23 protein-coding genes and 1 riboswitch are annotated in these 25,239 nt (G+C 67.2%); of the genes, 10 read left to right on the top strand and 13 right to left on the bottom strand.

Going from position 1 to position 25,239, the window contains the following annotated elements; all coding sequences use genetic code 11:
- Window positions 1–493: 493 nt before the first annotated feature.
- The 5 genes from PVZ72_RS22390 to pstS form a co-directional block, all read right to left on the bottom strand.
- The gene (locus PVZ72_RS22390) at window positions 494–1,780 is read right to left on the bottom strand and encodes a putative porin (RefSeq protein ID WP_273863038.1); all 1,287 of its coding nucleotides are present in this window, start codon (window positions 1,778–1,780) and stop codon (window positions 494–496) included.
- Between the two features lie 291 nt (window positions 1,781–2,071).
- Window positions 2,072–2,836: a phosphate ABC transporter ATP-binding protein PstB gene (gene pstB, locus PVZ72_RS22385; RefSeq protein WP_044341611.1), complete on the bottom strand. Its 765-nt coding sequence runs from the start codon at window positions 2,834–2,836 to the stop codon at window positions 2,072–2,074.
- Between the two features lie 5 nt (window positions 2,837–2,841).
- Entirely contained in the window at window positions 2,842–3,717 is an 876-nt protein-coding gene (pstA, locus tag PVZ72_RS22380; RefSeq protein ID WP_044341612.1) for a phosphate ABC transporter permease PstA, read from the bottom strand.
- Window positions 3,717–4,691, bottom strand: coding sequence for a phosphate ABC transporter permease subunit PstC (pstC, locus tag PVZ72_RS22375; protein ID WP_187980287.1), 975 nt, complete (start codon window positions 4,689–4,691; stop codon window positions 3,717–3,719). The genes pstA and pstC overlap by 1 nt, the downstream gene beginning before the upstream one ends.
- 76 nt (window positions 4,692–4,767) lie before the next feature.
- Window positions 4,768–5,781, bottom strand: coding sequence for a phosphate ABC transporter substrate-binding protein PstS (pstS, locus tag PVZ72_RS22370; RefSeq protein ID WP_007160735.1), 1,014 nt, complete (start codon window positions 5,779–5,781; stop codon window positions 4,768–4,770).
- A gap of 449 nt (window positions 5,782–6,230) precedes the next feature.
- Window positions 6,231–6,398: riboswitch (yybP-ykoY riboswitch) on the top strand.
- Window positions 6,399–6,402: 4 nt separating this feature from the next.
- Here pstS and mntP point away from each other — a divergent pair.
- Together mntP and PVZ72_RS22360 are read left to right on the top strand one after the other, a co-directional pair.
- Window positions 6,403–6,975, top strand: coding sequence for a manganese efflux pump MntP (gene mntP, locus PVZ72_RS22365; protein ID WP_133861361.1), 573 nt, complete (start codon window positions 6,403–6,405; stop codon window positions 6,973–6,975).
- On the top strand, window positions 6,975–7,811 hold the full coding sequence (locus PVZ72_RS22360) for a hypothetical protein (protein ID WP_187980289.1): 837 nt from the start codon (window positions 6,975–6,977) through the stop codon (window positions 7,809–7,811). The genes mntP and PVZ72_RS22360 overlap by 1 nt, the downstream gene beginning before the upstream one ends.
- On the opposite strand, the gene PVZ72_RS22355 is transcribed toward PVZ72_RS22360, so the two are convergent.
- On the bottom strand, window positions 7,808–8,350 hold the full coding sequence (locus tag PVZ72_RS22355; protein WP_187980290.1) for a cytochrome b: 543 nt from the start codon (window positions 8,348–8,350) through the stop codon (window positions 7,808–7,810). The two genes, PVZ72_RS22360 and PVZ72_RS22355, sit on opposite strands and share 4 nt — an antisense overlap.
- Before the next feature lie 78 nt (window positions 8,351–8,428).
- Window positions 8,429–10,102, bottom strand: coding sequence for a phosphoethanolamine transferase (locus PVZ72_RS22350; RefSeq protein ID WP_273863036.1), 1,674 nt, complete (start codon window positions 10,100–10,102; stop codon window positions 8,429–8,431).
- Window positions 10,103–10,345: 243 nt separating this feature from the next.
- Here PVZ72_RS22350 and PVZ72_RS22345 point away from each other — a divergent pair, with 243 nt between their 5' ends.
- Entirely contained in the window at window positions 10,346–11,308 is a 963-nt protein-coding gene (locus PVZ72_RS22345; protein WP_208693958.1) for a cation diffusion facilitator family transporter, read from the top strand.
- Here PVZ72_RS22345 and PVZ72_RS22340 read toward each other — a convergent pair.
- Together PVZ72_RS22340 and PVZ72_RS22335 are read right to left on the bottom strand one after the other, a co-directional pair.
- A complete protein-coding gene (locus PVZ72_RS22340; RefSeq protein ID WP_133861366.1) occupies window positions 11,305–11,853 on the bottom strand; it encodes a cytochrome b/b6 domain-containing protein in 549 nt (182 codons plus the stop codon). The genes PVZ72_RS22345 and PVZ72_RS22340 overlap by 4 nt on opposite strands.
- The gene (locus tag PVZ72_RS22335; RefSeq protein WP_133861367.1) at window positions 11,853–12,119 is read right to left on the bottom strand and encodes a PepSY domain-containing protein; all 267 of its coding nucleotides are present in this window, start codon (window positions 12,117–12,119) and stop codon (window positions 11,853–11,855) included. The genes PVZ72_RS22340 and PVZ72_RS22335 overlap by 1 nt, the downstream gene beginning before the upstream one ends.
- Before the next feature lie 153 nt (window positions 12,120–12,272).
- Here PVZ72_RS22335 and PVZ72_RS22330 point away from each other — a divergent pair, with 153 nt between their 5' ends.
- Complete coding sequence (locus PVZ72_RS22330; protein WP_044341620.1) at window positions 12,273–12,938, top strand: response regulator; 666 nt, start codon at window positions 12,273–12,275, stop codon at window positions 12,936–12,938.
- Window positions 12,935–14,296 (top strand): ATP-binding protein, encoded by a 1,362-nt coding sequence (locus PVZ72_RS22325; RefSeq protein ID WP_187980293.1) that lies wholly within the window; start codon window positions 12,935–12,937, stop codon window positions 14,294–14,296. The genes PVZ72_RS22330 and PVZ72_RS22325 overlap by 4 nt, the downstream gene beginning before the upstream one ends.
- Here PVZ72_RS22325 and PVZ72_RS22320 read toward each other — a convergent pair.
- Window positions 14,293–15,507 carry an MFS transporter gene (locus tag PVZ72_RS22320; RefSeq protein ID WP_273863035.1) on the bottom strand — a complete coding sequence of 405 codons (1,215 nt, stop codon included), beginning with the start codon at window positions 15,505–15,507 and terminating at the stop codon, window positions 14,293–14,295. The two genes, PVZ72_RS22325 and PVZ72_RS22320, sit on opposite strands and share 4 nt — an antisense overlap.
- A gap of 78 nt (window positions 15,508–15,585) precedes the next feature.
- Here PVZ72_RS22320 and PVZ72_RS22315 point away from each other — a divergent pair, with 78 nt between their 5' ends.
- Together PVZ72_RS22315 and PVZ72_RS22310 are read left to right on the top strand one after the other, a co-directional pair.
- On the top strand, window positions 15,586–16,080 hold the full coding sequence (locus PVZ72_RS22315) for a MarR family winged helix-turn-helix transcriptional regulator (protein ID WP_187980294.1): 495 nt from the start codon (window positions 15,586–15,588) through the stop codon (window positions 16,078–16,080).
- Window positions 16,081–16,084: 4 nt separating this feature from the next.
- Complete coding sequence (locus PVZ72_RS22310) at window positions 16,085–16,873, top strand: AraC family transcriptional regulator (protein ID WP_160923928.1); 789 nt, start codon at window positions 16,085–16,087, stop codon at window positions 16,871–16,873.
- Here PVZ72_RS22310 and PVZ72_RS22305 read toward each other — a convergent pair.
- Both PVZ72_RS22305 and PVZ72_RS22300 read right to left on the bottom strand, forming a co-directional pair.
- Window positions 16,854–17,924: a 2-isopropylmalate synthase gene (locus PVZ72_RS22305; protein ID WP_160923929.1), complete on the bottom strand. Its 1,071-nt coding sequence runs from the start codon at window positions 17,922–17,924 to the stop codon at window positions 16,854–16,856. The two genes, PVZ72_RS22310 and PVZ72_RS22305, sit on opposite strands and share 20 nt — an antisense overlap.
- Before the next feature lie 151 nt (window positions 17,925–18,075).
- Complete coding sequence (locus tag PVZ72_RS22300; RefSeq protein ID WP_133861371.1) at window positions 18,076–19,437, bottom strand: MFS transporter; 1,362 nt, start codon at window positions 19,435–19,437, stop codon at window positions 18,076–18,078.
- 316 nt (window positions 19,438–19,753) lie between these two features.
- Here PVZ72_RS22300 and PVZ72_RS22295 point away from each other — a divergent pair, with 316 nt between their 5' ends.
- Both PVZ72_RS22295 and PVZ72_RS22290 read left to right on the top strand, forming a co-directional pair.
- Entirely contained in the window at window positions 19,754–21,841 is a 2,088-nt protein-coding gene (locus tag PVZ72_RS22295) for a PAS domain-containing protein (RefSeq protein ID WP_187980297.1), read from the top strand.
- A 370-nt stretch (window positions 21,842–22,211) separates the two neighbouring features.
- A complete protein-coding gene (locus PVZ72_RS22290; protein ID WP_187980298.1) occupies window positions 22,212–22,493 on the top strand; it encodes a hypothetical protein in 282 nt (93 codons plus the stop codon).
- Between the two features lie 9 nt (window positions 22,494–22,502).
- Here the strand turns inward: PVZ72_RS22290 and PVZ72_RS22285 are convergent, their stop codons facing one another.
- Entirely contained in the window at window positions 22,503–23,285 is a 783-nt protein-coding gene (locus tag PVZ72_RS22285; protein ID WP_187980299.1) for an aldolase, read from the bottom strand.
- A gap of 133 nt (window positions 23,286–23,418) precedes the next feature.
- Here PVZ72_RS22285 and PVZ72_RS22280 point away from each other — a divergent pair, with 133 nt between their 5' ends.
- On the top strand, window positions 23,419–25,236 hold the full coding sequence (locus PVZ72_RS22280; protein ID WP_273863034.1) for an alkaline phosphatase family protein: 1,818 nt from the start codon (window positions 23,419–23,421) through the stop codon (window positions 25,234–25,236).
- The last annotated feature ends 3 nt before the right edge of the window (window positions 25,237–25,239 follow it).

Genomic DNA, 25,239 nt, shown 5'->3' with positions numbered 1-25,239 from the left:
CAGCTCCGACGCAGGGGCGAGGCGGCTCAGGCGTAGATTGTGTTGAGCGCAGCGAAGCCCAAAGGCCAGACACCCTCACCCCAACCCTCTCCCGGAGGGAGAGGGGGAAAAGCAGCAGCTCCGACGCAGGGGCGAGGCGGCTCAGGCGTAGGTTGGGTTGAGCGCAGCGAAGCCCAAAGGCCAGACACCCTCACCCCAACCCTCTCCCTGAGGGAGAGGGGGAAAAGCAGCAGCTCCGACGCAGGCGCGAGGCGGCTTAGGCGTAGGTTGGGTTGAGCGCAGCAAAGCCCAACGGCCAGACACCCTCACCCCAACCATCTCCCTGAGGGATAGGGGGAAAAGCAGCAGCTCCGACGTAGGGGCGAGGCGGCTCAGGCGTAGGTTGGGTTGAGTGCAGCGAAGCCCAACATTTGCCAGGCGAGTTTCTCCATCGAGCAGGCAAAAAAGAACCGCCCGAGGGCGGTTCAAGAGGAGCACGACCTCAGGGTCGTGGTTAGAACTTGGCTTCCAGGTCCAGCTGCAGGGTCTTGACGTCGGCGTCGCGGCGGAAGCGGCTGGCGGTATCGGACTCGGCGAGGAAGTAGGTCAGGCCCACGCCGAAGTTCTTGTCGATGTCGTAGCCGAGCTTGAGCTTGTGGCCGCGGGCCCCGGTCGAGCCGTTGCCGAAGTCCGAGTCGGTAAAGGCACCGACCACGGCGTTGCGCTGGACATCGCGGTAGTTGTATTCCAGCCCGACCCGCTGCATCAGCTTGGTCTTGGCGCCCACCAGCCAGGCGGTGTCCTCGCCGTCGTCGGCCTTGTCGTTGACCACGTACTGGCCATAGAAGGACAGCGGCACCCACAGCTTGGTCAGGTCCAGCTGGGCGAAGCCCTCGTAGAGCTGGAAGCGGTCAGTGGTGTTGCCATTGACCGCCAGGGCGCAGGGCGAGGTGACCGAGCCGGTGGTCGGGCAGGTGCTGTCCTGGTCCTTGTCGTAGGCGTAGACGCTGCCACCGACCATCAGCTTGGCGGAATCGCCCAGGTTGAAGCGGCTGCCGAGCTGGCCGGCGTAGAGGCGCAGGTCGTGCTTGAATTCATAGCCTTCGCCGTCGACGTTGTCCTTGAGCACGTAGTAGCCAGTGCTGCCGAACAGCTCGGCGCCGCCGCCCAGATCGTACTTGTAGGTGCCGGCCAGGCCTTCGGGGTTGATGTCGGCGTCCCAGATGACATCGCCGGTGCTCACCCACTGCTGGCCCATCTTGCCACCCACCAGATGCAGATTCGGCAGCGCCGTGGGGTGGTAGTCGATGTAGGCCTGATCCAGCCAGAGCTGCTTCTTGTTGAAGTAGCCGTTGAGGTCCTGGTTGGTGGAGCGGGCATCGTCGCCGCCGCCGGTGGCGATGCGGATGCCGGTGTCCACCTGGGGATTGATTTCGCTGTAGGCGCCCAGTCGCGCGCGGATGCGCTGGCGGTCCCGGTCGCGGCCGTTGTCCGGCTCGCCGCTGATGTCGATGCTCTCGTGGCGCACCCGCACGTCGCCCTTGATCTGGGTCTTGGCGGCCCAGGCCAGTTTCTTCTCGAAATCGGAGGTCTTCTGCTGCTGGGCGACCTGGGCGGCACGTGCCTGCTGCTCCTGCTGCAGATCGCCGCGCAATTCGCTGTACTGGGCGGGGGTGATGGAGCCGTTGGCCTTGAGCATGTCGAGCAGCTTCTCATCGACCGCGGCACTCGCGGCGGCCGAGCAGGTGGCCAGGAGCACGCCCGAGAACAGCGCCGTGAATCGATAAGGGTTAACAGACATCGGCAGATCTCCTTTCAAGACTATCCAGGGAGTGATGGCTGGCAGTGCAGCCCGTCACGAAGCTGGCTCAGTCTCGGCAGAAGAGATGTCATTTTGCTTGCAGGAAGATAAAGCTTTTAATTCAAGCCATTGAATATAAAGAAAAATTTAATCAAACCTTCATTCATCCCGGACGGCTCGGCAGTGGCTCGGAATGGAACACGCTGAGCGGACGCCCTGGCCAGGCGCTTTCCGACCGCCCATGAAAAAGGCCACTCCGGGGAGTGGCCTTGCCGAGTGCCGGCGAAATCCTTAGCCGAAGCGACCGGTGATGTAGTCCTCGGTCTGCTTCTTGTCCGGCTTGGTGAAGATCTTGTCGGTCTTGTCCACTTCGATCAGCTCGCCCAGGTACATGAAGGCGGTGACGTCGGAGCAGCGCGCCGCCTGCTGCATGTTGTGGGTGACGATGACCACGGTGAACTCCTGCTTGAGTTCGGCCAGCAACTGCTCGATGCGCGCGGTGGAGATGGGGTCCAGGGCCGAGGTCGGCTCGTCCAGCAGCAGCACCCGCGGACGCAGGGCGATGGTGCGGGCGATGCACAGCCGCTGCTGCTGACCGCCGGAGAGACCCAGGGCACTCTGGTTGAGCTTGTCCTTGACCTCGTCCCACAGCGCCGCGCCGCGCAGCGCCTGCTCGACGCGATCCTGCAGCTCCACGCGGGACAGCCGCTCGTGATGGCGGATGCCGTAGGCGACGTTGTCGGCGATCGACATCGGGAAGGGCACCGGCTTCTGGAACACCATGCCGATGGTGCTGCGCAGGCGGCTCAGCGAGTACTTGGGATCGAGGATGTTCTCCCCGTCCATGAGGATCTCGCCGCTCGCTTCCAGCCCCGGGTATTCCGAGTAGATGCGGTTGAAGATGCGCAGCAGCGTGGACTTGCCGCATCCGGACGGGCCGATGATGGCGGTGATCTGCTTGGCCGCAATGTCCAGGTTGATCGACTTGAGCGCCTGGTGGCCCTTGTAACGGAAGCCGACGTCGCGCGCCTGCAGTTCCGGTATCTGCGTCTGCATGGTAGTCACTTGGAATCCCGGTTACGAAAGAAGAAGCGAGAGGAGAGGTTCAGGAGCAGCACGAACAGTGTCAGCAGCAGGGCGCCGGCCCAGGCCAGGTGCTGCCAGTTCTCGAACGGACTCATGGCGAACTGGAAGATGGTCACCGGCACGGTGGCCATGGGCTTGAGCACGTCGGCGTTCCAGTACTGGTTGCCGAAGGCGGTGAACAGCAGCGGTGCGGTCTCGCCGGTGATGCGGGCGATGGACAGCAGCACCCCGGTCACCACGCCGGCGCGGGAGGCGCGCAGCAGGATCTGCAGGGTCACCTTCCACTGGGGAATGCCCAGGGCCAGCGCCGCCTCGCGCATGGCCGGCGGCTGCAGCTGCATCATCTCGTCGGTGGTACGGGTCACCACCGGCACCACCAGCATGGCCAGTGCCAGGGAGCCGGCGAAACCGGAGAAGCCCAGGCTGCCACCGGAGTACTGGTTCAGCGTCACCACCACGGCGGTGTAGATGAACAGGCCGATGACGATCGACGGCGCCGACAGCAGGATATCGTTGACGAAACGCACCACCAGCCCGAGCTTGGAGTGGCGGGCGTATTCGGCCAGCCAGAGCCCGGCGAGGATGCCGATGGGCGCGCCGATGGCGGTGGCCAGCAGGGTGATCAGCACGCTGCCGAACAGGGCGTTGGCCAGACCGCCGTCGGCGGCGCCGGGCGGCGGCGTCATCTCGACGAAGAGGGCCGGGCTCAGGGCGCTGACGCCCTTGATCAGGGTGGTGCCGAGGATCCAGGCCAGGAAACCCAGGCCGAGCACGGCGGCGGCGCTGCCAAAGATCAGCGCGAGGCCGTTCTTGATCCGCCGCTTGCGATAGAGATAGGCGTCGATGTGCATCAGTTACCTGCCTTGCGCGACAGTTGCGACAGCATCAGCCGTGCCGCCAGCAGCACGAAGAAGGTCACCACGAACAGCAGGAAGCCCAGGGCGATCAGCGAAGAGCGGTGCAGATCGGTGTAGGCCTCGTTGAATTCGTTGGCGATCACCGAGGCGATGGAGCTGCTCGGCATCATCAGCGAGAGCGAGAACTGGTGGGCGTTGCCCAGCACGAAGGTCACCGCCATGGTCTCGCCCAGGGCGCGGCCCAGGCCGAGGAAGGCGCCGCCGACCACCGCCGAGCGGGTGTAGGGCAGCACGATGTCCCAGCAGACTTCCCAGGTGGTGGAACCCAGGGCGTAGGCCGATTCCTTGAGCTGGGCCGGCACGCTGCGGAACACCTCGTACATCACCGAGGTGATGAAGGGCAGGATCATGATCGCCAGGATGATGCCGGCGGTCAGCATGCCGATGCCCAGCGGCGGGCCCTGGAACAGCACCCCGATCACCGGGATGGCGCCAAGGTAGTCGTTGATGAAGGGCGAGATGTAGGCGGCCATGAAGGGGCCGAAGACGAACAGGCCCCACATGCCGTAGATGATCGAGGGAATGCCCGCCAGCAGCTCGACCGCGGTGGCCACCGGGCCGCGCAGCCAGGGCGGCGCGATCTCCGAGAGGAACAGGGCGATGCCGAAGGCGGTGGGCACGGCCAGCAGCAGGGCGATGAAGGAGGTCATCAGGGTGCCGTAGATGGGCACCAGGGCGCCGAATTTCTCGGCGCCGACATCCCATTCGGCCGAGGTGATGAAGTCCAGGCCGAAGGTCATGAAGGCATGGCGACCGCCCCAGAGGGTGGACGCGGCGGCGCCGACCAGTACCAGCAGTACCAGCAGCGCGGCGGAAAACAGCAGCCGGCGGAACCAGACATCGGCGCGGGTATCCCGGCGGATGCGCTGTTCCTGAACGGCGGAGAGGGGCAGGGTCTGGTCGGTCATGGAGCTTTCCGTCTACCTGGAAGGACGCGCGAAACCGCCTGGACCCCAGGGGATCCAGGCGGCGGAACAGTCGTGCTTACTTCTTGAAGTCGGACGCCCAGTAGCCTTCGATCTGCTTGACCAGGGTGTCCGGGACCGGGACGTAATCCAGGGCCGCGGCATCCTTCTGGCCATGCTCAAGGGACCACTTGAAGAAGTCGAAGGCGACCTTGCTGCGCTCTTCGTTCTTGGGTTCCTTGTACATCACGATCCAGGTGGTGGCGGTGATTGGCCAGGCGTCGGCGCCCGGGGCGTTGGTCATCAGCAGGTTGAAGTCCTTGGCGCTCTTCCAGTCGGCGGTGGCGGCGGCGGCCTGGAAGCTCTTGGCTTCGGGCTGCACGAAGTTGCCGGCGGCGTTCTTCAGCTGCACGTGGGTCATCTTGTTGGTCAGCGCATAGGCGTACTCGACGTAGCCGATGGAGCCCTTGATCTGCTTCACGTAGGCGGCGATACCCTCGTTACCCTTGCCACCCACACCGACCGGCCAGTTGACGGTGGTGCCGAAGTTGAACTTCTCCTTCCACTCCGGGCTGACCTTGGCCAGGTAGTTGGTGAAGTTGTAGGAGGTGCCGGAGCCGTCGGAACGACGCACCACGGTGATGGCGCCCTCAGGCAGCTTCATGCCGGGGTTCAGCGCGGCGATGGCCGGGTCGTTCCAGGTCTTGATCTCGCCCATGAAGATCTTGGCCATGGTCGGACCGTCGAGCTTCAGCTTGCCAGGCTCGATGCCTTCCACGTTGATCACCGGCACGATGCCGCCAATGATGGTCGGGAACTGGCCCAGACCGCCCTTCTGCAGGTCGTCGGTGCTCATGGGGGCGTCGGTGGCGCCGAAGTCCACGGTGCCGGCCTTGATCTGGGCGATGCCGCCGCCGGAGCCGATGGACTGATAGTTGATACGGTTGCCAGTCTTCTCGCTGAAGCCTTGCGACCACTTCGACAGAACGGGGAAGACGAAGCTCGAGCCGGCGCCCGTGACATCCACGGCGTGAGCGGCGGTGCTCAGGCAAAAGGCCGACAACAACAGAGAGAGGCTGAACGTGCGTTTCATGGTGGCTCCATTACCTAGTGAGGGCTGGCGCTAGGCTATTGCCGAAATGTGACAATTAAGTGTCAGCGGCATGACGAAACAGGGACGGCAGAGCGCCATCATTGCGGGCGGCGGCTACCGTTCCTGCGCTGGCAAGCCAAGGTGTCCGCGCCTGGGCCTCGCGGCAGACCGCTTCGACAATCCACCCCGCACTGCGGATGGCAGAAGGTTCGCCCTCGTCCCGGCCAGCCTCTACCAGCGACCTCCGGTGGTCACCAGACGACACGCCTGTCTGCCGCCCGCGGTCGTCTCAGCAGCCTGTGCCGTGGCCACGATCCAGCCATGGCGGGCCTTGCAGGCCTTTCGGCGCATCCGTGCGGGCGGCTTGGCAGCAGAAATTTAGCCAAGGCTATATATATTAGAACTATCTACAAGATAGACTTTCTCTATCCGGATGGGTAAGGTGGCGGCCTCTTTGGGGAGTAGCCTGCTTCCACCGCGGTGGAAAGCGTCCTGATCAACATACTCGGCAACCGCCGTGGTCAGGACAGCCAGTCAGGGTTGGCGAGACCAGAGGCATCACCGCGCCATGCCGGGCGTGCGGGGGTGCCTTGTGGATCGAGCCCGGCCGGCGCTGTCACGATGAATCCCGCTTCCCTGATGTTCCTGGCCTTCGCCATGTCCACCGATGCCTTTGCCGCCGCCGTCGGCAAGGGTGCCAGCCTGCACAAGCCCTGCCTGCGCGAAGCCCTGCGTACCGGCGCCATCTTCGGCGTCATCGAAGCCATCACCCCGGTGATCGGCTGGGCCGTCGGCCTCACCGCCGCCCAGTACGTCCAGCCCTGGGATCACTGGATCGCCTTCACCCTGCTCACCGTGCTCGGCCTGCGCATGATCTGGGCCGGCTTCGGCGCGCCCGAGGCCGAAGAGGAAAAGCCCCGCCAGCATTCCTTCATGCTGCTCGCCCTGACCGCCGTGGCCACCAGTATCGATGCCCTCGCCGTGGGCGTGGGCCTGGCCTTCATCGACGTCAACATCATCACCGCCGCCCTGGCCATTGGCCTCGCCACCATGATCATGGTCACCACCGGCGTGATGCTGGGCCGGGTGATGGGCAATCTGGTCGGCAAGCGCGCGGAGATGCTCGGTGGCGTGGTGCTGATCGTGATCGGCGCGGCCATCCTCCACGAGCACCTGGCCACCGTGGCCAGCTGATGGCCCGGCCCTGGCGTAGCGCCCTCCTCGTCCTGGCCGCCCTGCTGCTGGCAGCCTTGGGCTTTCTCGCCTGGCAGCGCTTCTGGCCGGCCCAGGCCGCTCCGGGCTGGCGCTACGAAGTGGCCCATGGCGACATCGCCAAGGCCAGTGCCCTGGCCTGGCAGGGCGATGCCCTGCTCACCGCGGAAGAACTCAAGGACGGCAAGGGCCGGCTGCTGCGCATCGATGCCCAGGGCCGGCGCAGCGTGCTCAGCGAGGGGCTGTACAAGCCCGATGGCCTGGTGCCCTACCGCAACGGTTTCGCCTACAGCCAGGAAGGTGGCACCCACCCCATCCGCTGGTTCGACGCCGCCGGCAGTCGCGATCTCTTCACCGGGATCAACGCCCAGGGCCTCTGGGCCGAAGGCGAGCGGCTCTATGCCGTGGAAGACCGCAAGGGCGAAGGGCGCCTGCTGCGTTACGACGCCGCCGATGGCAGCCTGACCGTGCTGCGCGACCACCTGAACGAGGCGGAGTCCTTTACCCGTTGCCCGGATGGCACGGCCTTCTATACCGAGAAAGCCCGCGGCCTGGTGCGTCAGTTGAGCGACGACGGCCGTGATCCGCCGGCGCTGAGCGAACTGCGCGAGCCGAGTTTTCTGCTCTGCGACCGGCGCGGCCTGTGGATCAGCGAAGACTCCACCCACCGCGCCCGCCTGCTGCTCTGGGATCGCCAGTCAGCCCCGCGCGCCATCCTGACCTTCCTACGCGCGCCCCAGGCCTTGCTGCCACGGGGCGACGGCTACCTGCTGGCCGAAGGCGGACGCAACCGCATCATCGCCCTCGAGCCGCGTTAGCGCATGCGCTTCAGGGTATCGTCCCTGCGCACCAGGTGATGCCAGAGCGCGGCCAGCACGTGCAGGCCGATCACCCAGTAGAAGGCCTTGCCCAGCCAGAGGTGCACGCCCTTGAGCGTCTTCGCCAGTTCCGGGTCAACCGGGAAGGGCGAAGGCAGCGCCCAGGTGCTGGAAGGGATCTTGACCGCGCCGATGGTCAGCCAGACGGTGAACAGTCCGAGCAGCGGCTGGGCCAGCAGAAAGGCATAGAGCCCGTAGTGGGTCAGCCGGCCGACGGTCTCCAGGCTCTTCGCCAGCGGCGGCGTGATCGGCGGTACCGGATGGCGGTGGCGCACCAGCAGTCGCGGCAGGACCAGCGCCAGGACCAGCAGGCCGACCCAGAAATGACTGAGCACCACCCACTGGCGCTCCAGCGAGCCCCGTTCGAACTGCCCGCGATTGAGGATCAGTACATAGGCCAGCAGTACCAGCAGGGCCATGAGCCAGTGCAGCAGCCGGGCGCTGCGCGCATAGCGGGAAACAGGAGAAGCGGAAGGCATGACGGGATCCTGCTACTGAGGTGAAGAGGCGCCGGCAGTGTAGCGGCGCCCGGGAGTTGAAGGTATGGGTGCAAGGCTCTAGCCACAGGGGTTTTCCGCGGTATCCAGCAGCAGCTTGCTCAACTGCTGTGGCGGCTGGTGCACCAGGCCGGTGGGTGATTCGCAGACGCGCTGTACGAAGTTGTCGCTGAACAGGAGCTTGCCATGGACGAAGTGTTCGTCGGGGCGGCGATTGGGATTGTCGAGGCGGGTCCCCAGGCGCTCCGCCAGCCAGCTGCCGGCCTCGTAGTGGCTGATCCAGCGTTCGCCGCGCAGGTCGTCCAGCGTCTTGGCCGGAGCGTCCCGCGCCACCACGATCACCGGTACGTCGCTGACTTCGGGCACCAGATCGTTGTGCCCCCAGTGACCACCCTCCCCCAGTCGCTGGCCGTGATCGCCGGTGATGATCAGATAGCGCTCACCCTCCAGGCGATCGAAATCGGCAAGGATCTCGGCGAGCAGGCCGTCGAGATAGTGCAGGGAATTGTCATAGGCATTGGCCTGGCCCTCGGCCCCGCTATCCGGCCAGGGCGCCGGGGTGCTCTCGTGCCGGTAGTTCTGCGCATAGGGCAGGTGCGCGGTGCGCAGATTCAGCACCACGAAGTTGCGCGGCGCCCACTGCTGCTCGTCGAGGATCTCCAGCAGGGCGCGATCCTGGCGCTGCAGGAAGCGCAGCGGATGGTCCTCGCGGGTAATGGAGACGTCCAGGTAGCGACTGCCCAGGTGCGCCAGCAGCTTGGACTCCTGGGACGACAGCCAATGGGTGCGAAAGCCGGCGGCCTGGGCGAAGCGGAACAGATTGATCTCGCCGCTGCGCAGGCGCTGGTCCTGGCCCGGTTCGCGGATCGGATTGAGCAGATAGGGCAGGCTCACGTCGGTGGCCACCCCCGCCGCGATACCGGGTCGGATCAGCGCCTGGGGATTGGCCGCCAGGTAGGCCGACAGCCTGGGGCTGGTATCGCGCGGGTAGCCAAAGGCGCCCAGGCGATCGCTGCGCAGGGAATCGGCCACCACCAGCCAGACATGCCGCGCAGTGCTGGGTATGGGGGCCAGGCCATAGGGTGCATAGGCGGTGGGCGGCAGGACGACATCGTCCCGCCCGGCCAGGCGCACCGCCCAGGCGGAAAAGGCGTTGAGGCTGTTGTGCAGGCCGCTGCGACTGGGGCTGGGCACGAAGGCGTCGAGGTTGCGATAGGTGGCGCGATAGGGTTTGGACAGCAGCACCGCGGCGATCAGCAGCAGCGCCCAGCGACTGGCTGGCAGCGGTACCCGGCCTGGCAGCTGGAGATGCAGGGTGATCAGCAGGCCATAGGGCAGGCCCACGCAGAGCAGCACCGGCCAGTGTTCGGGCAGGCTGAGCCACAGCGTCTGGCGCACCTCGGCGGTATCGCCCAGCAGGGCCTGGATGTCGATGGCGCTGAGCGGCTCGCCGAAGAAACTCAGGTTGCCTAGCTGCAGCAGCTGCATCAGCGCGAACCCCAGCAGGATGACCGCCGCCAGGCGCGGCAGGTTGCTCAGCCAGAGCGCCAGGCTGAACACCCAGAGCGCGGCCACATAGCCCGCTTCCAGCTCGGCGCGGTTGTTTGGCGTGAAGCCTTGCTGCAGGACGTCGTCGGCCAGCAGCAGCAGGCAACTCAGGCTGCTGAGCAGCAGCAGATTGCGCCAGGGCCGCCAACCCAAGACGCGCGGGCGGGAGAAGGCTGCGAGCAGCATCAGGGTGCCCTGCGTACGCGCGAGGAAAGGCAAAGGCAAGCGGGCATGGCGGGCTCCAGCGACAGGGAGCCGCTACCCTGAGGAGCAAACCTTAATGAAGTCTTAGCGGCTCATGCGCGGTAACAGATGAGCCGAGAGGTCAGATACCAGCCGACCGGCTTGACCCTGAAGTCACTTCAGGCTTCAGGATGATCGGCAAAGGGCCTTTGCCCTCTGCCTCCTCAACGCTTCGGAGACCTGTAGATGAGTGGCTCCACCCCTCACCACGACCACGACCACGACCACGACCACGACCATCAGCATGGCCACGACCATGGCCATGGTCACTCCCACGCCCCGCGGGTGACCGCCGCCAACGAGCGCAAGCTCAAGCTGGTCTTCGTCCTGACCTTTGGCTACGCCATCGTCCAGGCCGTGGGCGGCTGGTGGTCCGGCTCCCTGGCGCTGATCGCCGATTCCGGGCACATGGTCTCGGATGCCGCGGCCCTGCTGCTGGCCCTGGTGGCCTACCGCGTGGCGGCCAAGGCGGCCAATGCGCGCTTCACCTATGGCTTCCACCGGGTACGCATCCTCGCCGCCCTGACCAATGGCGTCGCCCTGCTGCTGCTGGTGCTGTGGATCGGCTGGGAAGCCATCATGCGGCTGCGCGAGCCCACCGAGGTGCTCTCCGGCCCCATGCTGGTGGTGGCGGTGATCGGCCTGGTGGTCAATATCGTCGGCTTCGTGGTGCTCAACAGCGGCCACAAGGACGACAGCAACCTGCGCGGCGCCCTGCTCCATGTGGCCGGTGACCTGCTGGGTTCGGTGGGCGCCATCGTCGCCGCCCTGGGCATCCTCTGGACCGGCTGGACCTGGCTGGATCCGGCGCTGTCGATCCTGGTCGCCCTGCTCATCGTCAAATCGGCCTGGACCCTGGTGCGCGATGCCGGCGCGGTGCTCTTGCAGGCGGCGCCGCGGGAATTCGACACGGCCGGCGCCACGGCGGCGGTCCGCGCCCTGCCGGAGGTGGCCGAGGTGGGCCATCTGCACGTCTGGACGCTGACCGACGAAACCCGCATCGCCACCCTGCACATCACCCCGGCGCCGGGCAGCGACCCCCTGCGTCTGCCGACCCTGGTGGGCGAGCTGCTGCGCAGTCGCCACGGCCTGCAGCACGTGACGGTACAGGTGGATCCGCCCGGCACCCTCGACGGGCACTGCGCCTAGTCACGCGGGGAAGACTCATCCAGCGGGCGGCGGCGACCGGTCAGCATCGACAGCGGCAGGTTGTCGCCCACCCGCAGGCTCTCCACCACGGCGGCCACGGCATGCAGGCAGACCAGCGCCAGCAGGCCGTTGGCGAACAGCGCGTGCAGGTCTTCGGGCCAGTCGGCACCCCAGAGGGCATCCACCTCGCGCATGAGAAAGCCGGTGACGCCCAGGCCGCCGATGGCAGCCATCATCAGCAGCATCACCAGGGCGCCCAGGGGCGAATGGCCGAGGCGATGATGGGGCCGCCCCTGCCAGAGATCACGCAGGTGAGCGCTCAGCCGCGCACGGGTCGGCCAGCAGTCGCTCCAGCGCGCGCTGCGCGGGCCGACGAAGCCCCAGACCAGCCGCACCAGCAGCCAGGCACTGGCGTAGTAGCCGATCCAGCGGTGCCAGAAGGCGCCCTTCTCGTTGAAGAAATAGTTGGCGAAGAAGGCGGCGGCGACCGACAGGTGGAACAGCCGTACCAGGGGGTCCCAGAGCCGCACGGTCGCCGTCTTCATCAGCTGCCGATCTCGCTCTTGACCGCCTTGCCGCTCACCGGGTCGTGATAGATCTCGACCTTGCGCTTGTCCTTGTCGAAGCCGTAGATCTCGTAGCAGTTGCCCTTGGTGATCTTGAATTTCTTGATCTCGTAGCCCTGGTCTCGCAGCTGCGCCTGGAATTTCTCGGCGTCCTGCCAGGTGGACTTGTCCGCCTGGGTGCACTGGGGTTCGGCGGCAAGGGCCAAGGGACTTGCGAACAGCAACGGCAGCAGCAGGCGGCGCATGGCGACACTCCTCGTGGTTGGAGTGGCCAGACTCGGCGCCGAAGCTTAATGCAGTCTTAGGACGCAACGCCCGGTAACAGTTGCCCCTGCCGCTGCGCCAGGACGCCGGCGATGATGGCGCCCTGGCGGCATTGCCGAGAGAGGAAGGCGATCGTGCGGGTACTGCTGGTGGAAGACGACGCGGCCCTGGCCCAGGGCATTCGCATGGCCCTGCGCGGCGAGGGCTATACCCTGGACTGGGTGGCTGACGGCCTGGCCGCCGAGCACGCCCTGGCGTCCGAGCGCTTCGACCTGGTGCTGCTGGACCTGGGCCTGCCGCGCCTCGACGGCCTCGACCTGCTGCGCCGCCTGCGCAGCCAGCCCGACGGCCAGGTGCCGGTGCTGGTGCTCACCTCTCGCGACGCCAAGGCCGATCGCATCCAGGGCCTGGATGCCGGCGCCGACGACTACCTGGTCAAGCCCTGCGACCTGGACGAACTCAAGGCACGCCTGCGCGCCCTGATCCGCCGCAGCTGTGGTCGCGCGCAACCGCTGCTGGAGCACGCCGGCATCAGCCTCGATCCGGCCAGCCAGGTGGTGCACTACCACGGCGCCGAGGTGGCGGTGACGCCCATGGAATACCAGCTGCTGCACCAGTTGCTGCTGCGACCGGGCGCCGTCATCACCCGCGAGCGGCTGAGCAACGCCCTCTATGGCTGGCAGGAAGCCGCCTCGGGCAACACCCTGGAAGTGCTCATCCACAACCTGCGCAAGAAACTCGACAGCGGCCTGATCCGCACCGTGCGCGGGGTGGGCTATCTGCTGGAGCGTCAGCCATGATCGCCATCCGCACCCGCATCCTCGCGCCCACCCTGGCCCTGGTGCTGGCCGGCAGCCTGGCCCTCGCGCTGTTGGCCCTGCGCGACAGCCATCGCGAGATCGAGGGCATCTACGACGCCCAGCTGGTCCAGGGCGCGCGCCTGCTGGAAGGCCTGCTGCAGGCCGGCACGCCGGCGGCGGCCAGCTGGCCGGAGCTGATCCGAGTGTTCGATCGGGCCATGCAACCCGTGCCCGGCAGCGTGCCGGCGCACCCTTACGAGAACCAGCTGACCTTCCAGATCTGGACCGCTGATGGTCAGTTGCTGGCTCGTTCCGGCAATGCGCCGCGGCTGACCGAGGTGCCGCCGGAAGGGCTGCACGAGGTGTTCGACAACGGACGCGAATGGTGCGGGATGCTGGTGCGTACCGCCGATGGCGGCCTGCGCATCTGGGTCGGCGAGCGCGAGGACCTGCGCCAGGACCTGATCCAGCGCATCGTCAGCCATACCCTCTGGCCGACCCTGGTCGGCCTGCCGCTGCTGGTCGGGGTGCTCTGGCTGCTGCTGGGCTGGGGCCTGCGACCGCTGCAGGACTTCGCCCGCGGCCTGCGCGCGCGTGACCCGCACAGTCTGGCGCCGCTGCCGGGCGGCCCGCTGCCACCGGAGTTGCAACCCATGCGCGGCGCCCTGGATCACCAGCTTGCCCAGTTGCGCGCCCTGCTCGACCGGGAGCGGCGCTTCATCGCCGACGCCGCCCACGAATTGCGTACGCCGCTGGCGATCCTCGACCTGCATGCGCAGAACGCCCAGCGCGCCGAGACGGCCGAGGAACGCGACGAAGCCCTGGGCTATCTGCGCCAGGGCGTCAGCCGGGCCACCCGCCTGGCCAGCCAGCTGCTGACCCTGGCGCGCCTGGAACCCGGCGCCACCCAGGTCCAGGCGCTGGACCTGGAGCCCCTGGTGCGCGAGGAGCTGGCGGAATTGACGCCCCTGGCACTGAAGCGGCAGGTGGAACTGGTATTGGCGGCCCAGGCCGGACCGGCGGTGCTCGGCGATCCGGACGCCATCGCCATCGCCCTGCAGAATCTGGTGACCAACGCCCTGGCCTTCGCCCCCGCCGGCAGTGCGGTGGAAGTCGGCATCGAAACCAGCCAGGACCAGGGCGTCTTGCTGCGGGTGGAGGATCGCGGCCCCGGGGTGGACGAGGCCGAACTGACGCGCTTGTGCGATCGTTTCTACAGCGCCGGCAACCCCCAGGGCGCTGGGCTGGGGCTGGCCATCGTCGAGACCATCACCCGCCGCCTGGGCGGTGCCCTGAGCTTCAGCAATCGGGCGCGGGGCGGCTTTTGCGTGGAGTTGCGCCTGCCGCGCGCGGGCTAGGCCTGCTGGCAACCGCGCGCCAGGACCGGCCGCGCGGGTCGGGTCAGGCGCAGGCCGAGGCCCATCAGCAGCACCACGCCCACCGCCATCAGTAGCCAGGCATTGGCCAGGCTGTCCAGATGGTCGCGCAGGATGCCGGCGGCCAGCGGCGCCAGGCTGGCGATCAGATAGCCACCGCCCTGGACGAAACCGAGCAAGGCACCGGCTTCGGCGGGATCGCGCACCTGGTCCATCGCCAGGATCAGCGACAGCGGAAACAGCGCGCCGATGCCCAGGCCGAGCAGGATGGCGGTCGGCACCGCCAGTTGCAGCGGCGCCAGTGCCAGGCACAGCAACCCCACCAGCACCACGCCGAGCACCCCCAGCACCAGCGGCCGGCGATTGCTCAGCCGGGCGATGGTGGCCGACAGCAGCAGGCCGGCGCTGACCTCGGCGAGACTCACGCCGCCCAGCAGCAGGCCGCTGTCGGCCGGTTGCCAGCCGAGGCCGGTGTAGTACGGCGGCAGCCAGGCCAGCACCAGGGTATAGGCGGCGGTACCGATGCCGAAGAAGGCCAGCAGCAGCCAGGCCTGGCGCTGCCGCCAGGGTTGCGCGCGGGGTGCCGCGTGCTGCGCCGGCGCATCCGGACGCGCCAGGGCCAGCCAGACGCCGAGCGCCAGCAGCACCGGCAGGGTCCAGAGCGCCAGGCCCTGGGCCCAGCCCCACTGTTCGGCCAGGGGCGCGGCGGTGGCCGCCGCCACGGCCGCCCCACCCATGATGCCGGTGGTGTAGAGGCCCATCAGGGTGCTGGTGCGCTGCGGATGGCAGCGACGGATGTAGGCGGGGATCAGCGCCTGTACCAGGGCGATACCGACGCCACCCAGACCGGCGGTGAGGATCAGCCCCAGGCCGCTCGGCTGTTCCCAGCGCAGCGCATTGGCCAGGGCCAGCAGCAGCAGGCCGAGGGCGATGCCACGGCGCTCGCCGAGCCAGGCCTGCAGCCGGGCGCCGCCCAGGGCGCAGAGACCCATGGCGGCGATGGGCAGGGTGGTCAGCGCCCCGGCGCCGCTGCCTTCCAGGCCGGTGGCGGCCTGGATGCCATCCAGCAACGGGCCGATGGCGGCCAGGATGGGTCTGAGGTTGAGGCCGACCAGCAGCACCAGCAGCACGGCGAGAAAGGCGTCCTGGCGCGGCGCGGGTGTGGTCGGGGATGAAGGTGAAGCGGAAAGCATGGACAATCTCCAGAATGACGCGGTATTTCTCTTGATGAGAAGTATCTTAACATCAAGATATATTCCCGAGGTAAGCCGATGGCCGATCGCGCCGAATTCGCCGTGGACCAGTGGCATCGCGAGCGCCCCGACCTGGATGCCCTGCCCATGCGCCTGGTGGGCCGCCTGGGTGAAGTGGCCCAGGTGCTCAATCGCGATGTGCTGCAGCCTTTTTTCGACGAGCACCGACTGCACTATGGCGAGTTCGATGTCCTGGCCACCCTGAGGCGAGCGGGCGAGCCCTACGCCCTGAGTCCCACGGTGCTCTATGAGTCGGCCATGATCTCCTCGGGCGGCATGACCAATCGCCTCGACCGCCTGGAGCGAGCCGGCCTGATCGAGCGGCGCAGGAATCCCGAGGATCGCCGCAGTACCCTGGTGGCCCTCACCGCGGACGGCTTCGCCCTGATCGATGGCCTGATGGCCGCCCACGTCGACAACGAGCGCCGGGCCCTGGCGACGCTCAGCGAGGCCGAGCAGCAGCAGCTGGACGCCCTGCTGGGCAAGTGGCTGGCCAGCCGCGCGACGGCCTGACGCCATGCTCATCGACTTCAGCTCATGCAACGGCTTGCACGCCGTGGCCCAGGACTATGCCCATGGCGAACGGGTGCCGCCCCATAGCCATCGCCAGGCGCAGCTGATCCATGCGCTCTGCGGCATCGTGATCGTCAACACCGCCCAGGGGCGCTGGGTGGTACCGCCCGGACGGGGCGTCTGGGTGCCCGCCGGCGAAGAGCACGACCTGCACCTGCTGGGCCGCGTCGAGGTACGCACCCTGTTCGTCGATCCGCAGGTACGGGCCGAGCTGCCGACACGCTGCCAGCTGATCGCCGTCTCGCCGCTCCTGCGCGAACTCATCCTGGCCGCCCTGCCCCTGCCTGCCGACAGACTTGCCGAAGGGCGCGCCCACCATATTCTGCAGCTGATGCTCGACGAGTTGCAGGGCTCGCCCACCGCCGGACTGCACCTGCCCTGGCCGGTGGATGCCACCCTCGCTGAACTCTGCCGCCACCTGCGCCAGCACCCGGGCGAACGCTGGACGCTGACCGGCGCCGCCGCGCGACTGGCGGTCAGCGAGCGGACCCTGAGCCGGCTGTTCCTCAAGGAGACCGGCCTGACCTTCGGCCAGTGGCTGCAGCGGGCGCGACTGGATTCCAGTCTGACCTCCCTGGCCGCCGGCCACGCCATCGTCGACGTCGCCCTGGACCACGGCTACGCCAGCCCCAGTGCCTTCGCCACTCGTTTCCGCCAGGTGCTGGGGGTATCGCCCTCGGCCTATCGCGGCCAGGCGGGTCTGCCCGACGCGGTCAGCCCCGCCGCGCCCTGAGTCCCAGCTCGGCCGGATCGACGAGTCCCAGGGCCGCGCCCTGCTCGGTATTGGCGGCCAGGGCCAGGCGACCGCCATAGGGATGGCGCGGATGAATGGTCAGCTGATTGCAGGCTTCCACCACGCTGGCCACCTCCTCCAGACGGGAGAAGTCGATCCCCGGCGTGATCCCCTGGCTGTAGAGATTCAGCGCCAGGGTCACCAGGTCGACGTTGCCGGTGCGCTCGCCATTGCCGAACAGGCAGCCCTCCACCCGCGTGGCCCCGGCCAGCTGGGCCAGTTCGGCGCAGGCGACGCCGGTGCCGCGGTCGTTGTGCGGATGGACGCTGATGGTCACGTGGGGCGCCGGACCCAGGCCGCGGATGAAGCCCTCGATCTGATCGGCATAGACGTTGGGCGTGGCCACTTCCACCGTCGCCGGCAGATTGAGGATCAGCGGGCGGTCCGCCGACGGCTGCCAGGCCTCGCGCACCGCCTGGCAGATCTCCAGGGCGAAGTCCGCTTCGGTGAAGCAGAAGGTTTCGGGCGAATACTGATAAATCCAGGCCGTCTCCGGCTGGGCGTCGCACAGGGCACGCACCCGCTGGGTACCGGCCACCGCCATGGCCAGGGTGGCGGCGCGATCCTGGTCGAACACCACCCGGCGAAACAGCGGCGCGGTGGCGTTGTAGAGATGAACGATGGCGCGGGGTGCCCCGACCAGGGCCGCGAAGGTGCGCTCGATCAATTCGCTGCGCGCCGGCGTCATCACCTGCAGCCAGAGATCGTCCGGCAGGCCGTCCGCGGTGACCAGTTCGCGCACGAAATCGAAGTCGGTCTGGGACGCCGCCGGAAAGGCCACCTCGATTTCCCGGTAGCCGATCGCCAGCAACAGGGCGAAGAAGCGCCGCTTGCGCTCCAGCCCCATGGGCTCGATCAGTGCCTGGTTGCCATCGCGCAGGTCGGTTGAGCACCAGCGCGGTGCCTGGGTCAGCTGACGGCCCGGCCATTGGCGGTCGGGTAACGAGGGCGCGGCGAAGGCGCGGTACTTGGTCTGGGGTTGCTTGAGCATGGGGGACTCCAGGGCTGGGCCTCAGAGTCTGACCGCCCCACCGGTCCGCTGCGCTCGCGAGCAGGACAGCCCCCTGCGCGATCCGGACAGCGACGGGCGAAAAAAAACCGCCGGGGAAGGCCCCGGCGGCTTCTCTGTCAGCGCTCCCAGGTCAGCCCACCGAGATGCGTTCCAGCGGCACCGGCTTGAGTCGTGGCGTGAGCACATGGATGACCACGATGGCCACCAGATAGGCACTGCCGGCGACGATGAAGATCGGCTGGTAGGACTTGAAGATCTCCAGGATGTAGCCGTTGTAGGTGGTCATCAGCATGCCGCCAATGGCGCCGGCGGTACCGCCGATGCCGATCACCGAGGCCACGGCTTCCTTGGGGAAGAGGTCCGACGGCAGCGTCATCAGGTTGGCCGACCAGGCCTGGTGGGCCGCGGCGGCGAGGCCGATGATGCCGACCACCAGCCAGAGGCTGGAGACGAACTGGGCGGTGACGATGGGCACGACCGCCAGGGCGCAGAGCAGCATGGTGGTCTTGCGCGCCAGGTTGGCGCTGCGGCCCAGCTTCATCTGCTTGGAAGAGCCCCAGCCGCCCATCACCGAACCGATGTCGGCGAGGATGTAGATGGCGATCAGCGGCGGACCGAAGGATTTCAGATTCAGGCCGTAGGTCTTGCCGAGAAAGTCCGGCAGCCAGAACAGGTACAGCCACCAGATCGGATCGGTGAGGAACTTGCCGGCGGCATAGGCCCAGGTCTCGCGGAAGGTCAGCAGCTTGAACCAGGAGATCTTGGTCGGGGCGCTCGGGGTAGCCGCCACCGGGGAGCCGTCGTCGGCCTGGATATAGGCCAGCTCTTCACGACTCACCTTGGGGTGCTCGTGGGGGCGGCGATAGATCAGTAGCCAGGCGATCAGCCACAGGGCGGTGACGATGCCGATGGAGATGAATGCCGCGCGCCAGCCCCAGGCCAGGGTGATGGCCGGAACCAGCAAAGGTGTGATGATCGGACCCATGGCAGTGCCGGCGTTGAACAGCCCGGTGGCCTGGGCGCGTTCCTTTTGCGGAAACCATTCCGACACCGCCTTGAGGCTGGCCGGAAAGCTTCCGGACTCGCCGAAGCCGAGGGTGAAGCGCACCAGCACGAAGTGGGTGACGGTATGGGCGATGCCGTGACCGATGCTGGCGATGGTCCAGATGGTGAAGGCCAGGGCATAGCCGATGCGCACCCCGACCTTGTCGATGATGCGGCCAAAGGTCAGGAAGCCGATGGCATAGGCGCATTGGAACCAGAACACGATCTTGGCGTAGTCGGTCTCCGTCCAGCCCAGGTCCGCCTGCAGCGTGGGCTTGAGGATGCCGATCATCTGGCGATCGATGTAGTTGATGCCGATGGCGATGAACAGCAGGGCGCAGATCAGCCAGCGGTAGCGGGTGATGCGGGAGGCTTGCTGGGTAGCGGCGACGGGCGGGACCTGCGGCCGCAGGGCGGACTCCGTCTCGGGAGTGACCTGGATAGTCATTGAATGGGCTTCCTGACTTGTTGTTATTGACCGGCGTGAACCGGGGTCGTTGGAAAGCTGTTACCAGATATTCATATGACATCGTATGAGTGACTTTCGAAGGTGTCAATCCACCCAAAGCAGAGTGGTCAGACATCTCTCAAGAGGCTAGACCCGGGCCGCTCAAGCCCGCCCTGGTGCTCGCGCCGGGCACCCGCCCGGCCCCTGGACACCGCCGTGAAGAATCTGTGACGCGCCTGGCACTTTCTCATCCCGGGCCGTCTAATGCCGGTCTTTGAAGCGAAGCCGTCGCCTCATCCCTCTTGCCGAGCCTGCCGTGCCTGTCGCCGACATCCCTTCCCTGCTGGCGCGCCTTGCCGAGCTGGAGCAGAGCAATGAGCAGCTGCGCCAGCAGCTCGACGCCCGCGTTGCGCCTCCTGAAAACAGCACGACCCTGGCCAGCGAACGCTACCAGTTCCTGTTCAACGCCATGGATGAAGGCTTCTGCATCATCGAATTCATCGACGGCCCCCTTGGGCCGCTGAGCGACTACGTGCATGTCGAGGCCAATCCGGCCTATGCCGCCCATGCCGGCATTCCCAACGTGGTGGGCCAGAAGTTGCGCGACATGGTCGGCGACGAGGCCCAGGCCTGGCTGGATCGCTATGGCCATGTGCTGCGTACGGGCGAAGCCATCCGCTTCGAGCAGGAACTGGTGGCCACCGGGCGCTACCTGGAGCTGACCGCCTTTCGCATCGAGCCGGCCAGCCGCCGCCAGGTCGCCGTGCTGTTCCAGGACATCACCCCACGCAAGCGCGCCGAGGTGGCCCTGCGGCAACTCAACGAAACCCTCGAAGAGCGGGTGCAGGCGGCGCTGGTCGCCAATCGCATCCTGGCCAACGTGGTGGACGCCGCCAGCTCCATGATCCACGTACTGGACTTCGATTTCCGCTGGCTGGCGGTCAACGGCTCCGGCGCCGAGGTGTTCGAAGAGGTGATCGGGGTAAGGCCGCGCATCGGCGACTCCTTCAGCGAAAGCCTGAAGCGGCGGCCTGACCTGCGTGACGGCATCCTCGCGCACTGGCGCCGCGCCTTCGCCGGCGAGACGTTCAGCACCATCATCTCGGTGCACAGGGGATCGCTGCAGCATCATTACGAATTGCAATTCAGTCCGCTGCTCGACGCCGAGGGCCAGCGCATCGGCGCCTATCAGTTCGCCTATGACGTCACCGAGCGCCTCAACGAGCAGGAGCGCATCCGGCTCATGGAAGAAGCCCTGCGGCAATCGCAGAAGATGGAGGCCGTCGGCCAGCTCACCGGTGGCATCGCCCATGACTTCAACAACCTGCTGACCGGCATCCTCGGTTCGCTGGAATTGCTCGACCTGCGCCTGCGCCAGGGCCGGCTGCAGGACCTCGAGCGCTACACCGGCACCGCCCGCAGCGCCGCCCAGCGCGCCGCCGCCCTGACCCACCGGTTGCTGGCCTTTTCCCGTCGCCAGACCCTGGATCCGCAGCCGGTGGCCCTGGAGCAACTGGTCATCGGTCTGGAAGACCTCATCCAGCGCAGCATCGGCCCGCAGATCGCCCTGGAGCGCGAGGCCGATCCCAGGCTCTGGCTGACCCACATCGACGGCGCGCAGCTGGAAAACGCCCTGCTCAACCTCTGCCTCAACGCCCGCGACGCCATGCCCGACGGCGGGCGCATCCGTATCGTCCTGAGCAACGAGCGCCTGGACGAGACCCAGGCCGAGCGCCAGGCGCTGCCCCCGGGTGACTATGTGCGCCTGAGCGTGGGCGATACCGGCAGCGGCATGAGCGACGAGGTGCTCGACAGGGCCTTCGACCCCTTCTTCACCACCAAACCCATTGGCCAGGGCACCGGCCTGGGATTGTCCATGGTGCACGGCTTCGTGCTGCAGTCGGGTGGCGAGATCCGCATCGACTCCGCGCCCGGCGCCGGTACCTGGGTACATCTCTATCTGCCGCGCCAGCGCCTGGCACCGGTGGCCAGCGCGCCGATCTATCCCGAGCTCGAACCCAGCCGGCCCGGCCGGGGCGAGACCATCCTGGTGGTGGATGACGAGCCGACCATCCGCACCCTGCTGGTGGATGCCATGCTCGCCCAGGGCTACCAGGTGCTGGAGGCAGCCGATGCCGCCACCGCCCTGGCACTGGTCACGTCTGCTACCCCTCTGGATCTGCTGGTGACCGACGTCGGCCTGCCGGGGACGCTCAATGGCCGCCAGCTGGCCGATGCCTTGCGCCGGCTACGGCCGCAGTTGCCGGTGCTGTTCATCACCGGCTATGCCGAGGCCAATGTCATCGGGGACGGCGATCTCGACGCCGGCATGCGGGTCCTGACCAAGCCCTTCACCCTGGATACCCTTGAGCGACGGATCCAGGCGATGCTGCAGCCGTCCTGAGCGGCGACCGGGCAACATGTGATAGCTCTTTGCTATCATCCGCCCTCTGCGTCGCTACCCGTGCCCTCGCCCATGGACAAGCTCTCCCTGCTTCACCTGCTGCTGATCTTTACCACCATCGCCTGCATGGCCCTGCTGGCCGAGTTGATTCGCTAGCGGCGTTAAGGCAGCCATAAGGCGGGCGGTGGCAAGCTCTCCTCCATGCCGAAAGGCATCGTAGAAGCTGACATCTGCGCTTTTAGCCCGGGAGGATCCCGGGCTTTTTTTTCGCGTCGACAAAATGCGCAGCAGTCCACGGGTCCGCGCTTTGCCACTGCAGCGCCCTCTGCCGGGCCTGGCAAGATGAGGCTCAGGTCCAGGAGGGACAGTCATGATCACCAGGATGCCGTCAGCCCACGCTCAGTCGCTCGCCTTCGATGTCTGCCCCCTCGGCGCCGACGTCCAGTCCCTGTCCATCGATCTGCTCCGCCAGGGCTTTCTGGCGCTGGATCATCATGGCCAGCTGGACATGAGTCGCGAGCTCAAGCGCCAGTTGCGCGAGCGGCTGGTCGAACAACTGGATGCCCAGCTGCCCGCGGTCGCGGCCGCCGCGCTGGAACGCTCCACCCCGCAACCGCAGGCCTTGCCGCAGCGTCGCAGCCGCGGCGGCTGACCGTCCCTTTCAGTCCCGATAATCCGGCTCCAGCCGCAGCAGCTGGCGCTTCACGCTTTCCAGATGCAGCCGGGCGCTGTCGGCGTTGCCCTGCAGCAGCTGCTGGCAGGCGGCGTGCGCGATGGCCGGTGCCACTGGCTTCAACGGCCGGCCGCTGGCCATGGCCTTGAGTTGCACCTCGGCGGCGCGCTCCAGGTAGTAGAGATCATCCCAGGCCTCGGCGATGCTCGGTCCCAGCACCAGCGGTCCGTGATTCTTCAGCATGACCACCGCCGCGTCACCCGCCGCCCGGGCAATGCGTTCGCCTTCGGCCGCATCCAGCGCCAGGCCGTTGTAGTCCTCGTCCACGCTCAGGCGGTCATAGAACTTCAGCGCGGTCTGCCCGGCCCAGACGAAGGGGTCGCCCTCCAGCAGGCAGAGCGCCGTGGCGTGGGGCATATGGGTGTGGAAGGCCGCCCGCGCCTGGGGATTGAGCCGGTGCAGCTGGGCATGGATATAAAAGGCGGTGGCCTCGGGTGCCCCCTCCCCCACGACCACACCGCCCGCGAAGTCGCAGATCAGCAGCGCGGACGCCGTAACCTCGGCGAAGGCCAGGCCATAGGGATTGACCAGGAACAGGTCGTCGTGGCCGGGCACCACGAAGGAAAAGTGATTGCAGATCCCCTCGCCCAGGCCCAGGCGGGCGGCCATGCGAAAACAGGCGGCGAGATCGATGCGGGCCTGGCGGATGACCGGGGTATCCAGATCAGGGTGACGGGTAGCGGCGACGGTACTCTCGAAGGCGTGGGCCATGGGCAGCTCCTTGGACGGGGACCCAGCCGTTGCACAAAGGATGCCGCCCCCCTGTCATGGCGTTGTCATCATAAAATTGCAGCAATCCCTTGTTACATCTCTGCTGTCTTTCCACCTGCGCAGAGAATCTTCCATGACGCTCCTTCCTACCCGTCTTGCCCGTGCCTGCAGTCTCGCCCTACTTGCCAGCTCGGCCGTCATGGCCGCGGAACCGGCGCGCAACGTCATCCTCTTCATCCCCGATGGCCTGCGCGCCAACATCGTCGATGCCCAGACCGCACCGAATCTGGCCCAGCTGCGGCGCGAGGGCGTGAACTTCCAGAACAGCCACTCGCTGTTCCCGACCTTCACCACGCCCAATGCCTCGGCCCTGGCCACCGGGCACTACCTGGGCGACACCGGGGATTTCAGTAACACGATCTACACCGCCTTCCCGGTTCCAGGGGCGAACAACAGCGTCACACCCTTCCTGGAAAACGACGAGGTCCTGGGCGACGTCGACGAACATTTCGCCGGCAACTACCTGGACGAGGAAACCCTGCTCGCCGCCGCGCGCCAGGCGGGCCTCTCCACCGCCGCCGTCGGCAAGCTCGGCCCGGTGGCCATCCAGGACGTAACCGCCCGCGACGGCGAGAAGACGGTGATCGTCGACGACTCCACCGGCCATCCCACCGGCATTCCCCTGAGCGCGGCCATGCAGGACGCCCTGAAACAGGCCGGTCTGCCGCTGGAAGCCCCGAGCCGGGGCGCCAACGGCAAGGCCGGCAACGCCACCACGCCGGGCACCCTGAGCGCCAACGTCGAGCAGCAGCGCTACTTCCTCGATGTCACCAACCAGGTGCTGCTGCCGCGCTTCAAGGAAAGCGGCAAGCCCTTCGTGCTGGTGTTCTGGTCGCGCGATCCCGACGGCACCCAGCACAACCAGGGCGACAGCCTGGGCAAGGTCACCCCGGGCATCAACGGCCCCACCAGCCTGGCCGCCATCCGCAACGTCGATGCCAACCTTGGCGCCCTGCGCGCCCGGCTGAAGGAACTGGGCCTGGACGGCAACACCGACATCTTCGTCAGCGCCGACCACGGCTTCTCCACCATTTCCAAGGAGAGCAAGACCAGTCCGGCGGCCAAGGCCAGCTACCCCGACGTGCCCAAGGGGCAGCTGCCGCCCGGCTTCCTCGCCCTGGATCTCGCCGCCGCGCTGAACTTGCCGCTGCTCGATCCGGACGCCAAGGGCGCTGCGGTGGCGATGGACCAGGGCCAGCACCCGAGCAAGGCCAATGGCCTGATCGGCCCCGACGCGGCCAAGCCGGAGGTGGTGGTGGCGGCCAACGGCGGTTCGGACCTGGTCTATCTGCCCCAGGGCGATGCCAAGGCGCTGGCGCCCAAGGTGGTCGCGGCGCTGCTCAAGCAGGATTACGTCAGCGGCCTGTTCGTCGACGACGACCTGGGCAAGATCCCCGGCACCCTGCCGCTCTCGGCGATCAACCTCAAGGGCTCGGCGCTCACCCCCTATCCGGCCATCGTGGTCAACTTCCGCTCCTATGACAGCGGCTGCGGCAAACCCGACGTCTGCGCCGTGGAAGTGGCCGACACCGGGCTGCAGCAGGGCCAGGGCATGCACGGCAGCTTCAGCCGCGGCGATACCTACAACTTCATGGCGGCGATCGGTCCGGACTTCCGCAAGGGCTTCGTCGACCTGAGTCCGGTCAGCAACGCCGACGTCGGCCAGACCCTGGCGCACCTGCTGCACCTGGAGATCCCGGCCAAGGGGCAACTGGTCGGTCGGGTGATCGGCGAGAGTCTGGAGGGCGGCAAGCCGGTCAAGGCCAGCCACCAGGTGCAGCGCTCGGCACCGGCGGCGGGCGGGCTGGTCACCGAACTCAAGACCCAGAATGTCGGCGACACCCGCTACTTCGATGCCGCCGGCTTCAAGGGACGCTCGGTCGGGCTCTGATCC

The organism is Pseudomonas sp. LA5 (assembly GCF_028640825.1).
GTDB lineage: Bacteria > Pseudomonadota > Gammaproteobacteria > Pseudomonadales > Pseudomonadaceae > Chryseomonas > Chryseomonas aestiva.
The sequence above is the reverse complement of the archived record's forward strand: the minus strand, read 5'-3'. Positions and strand labels throughout refer to the sequence as shown.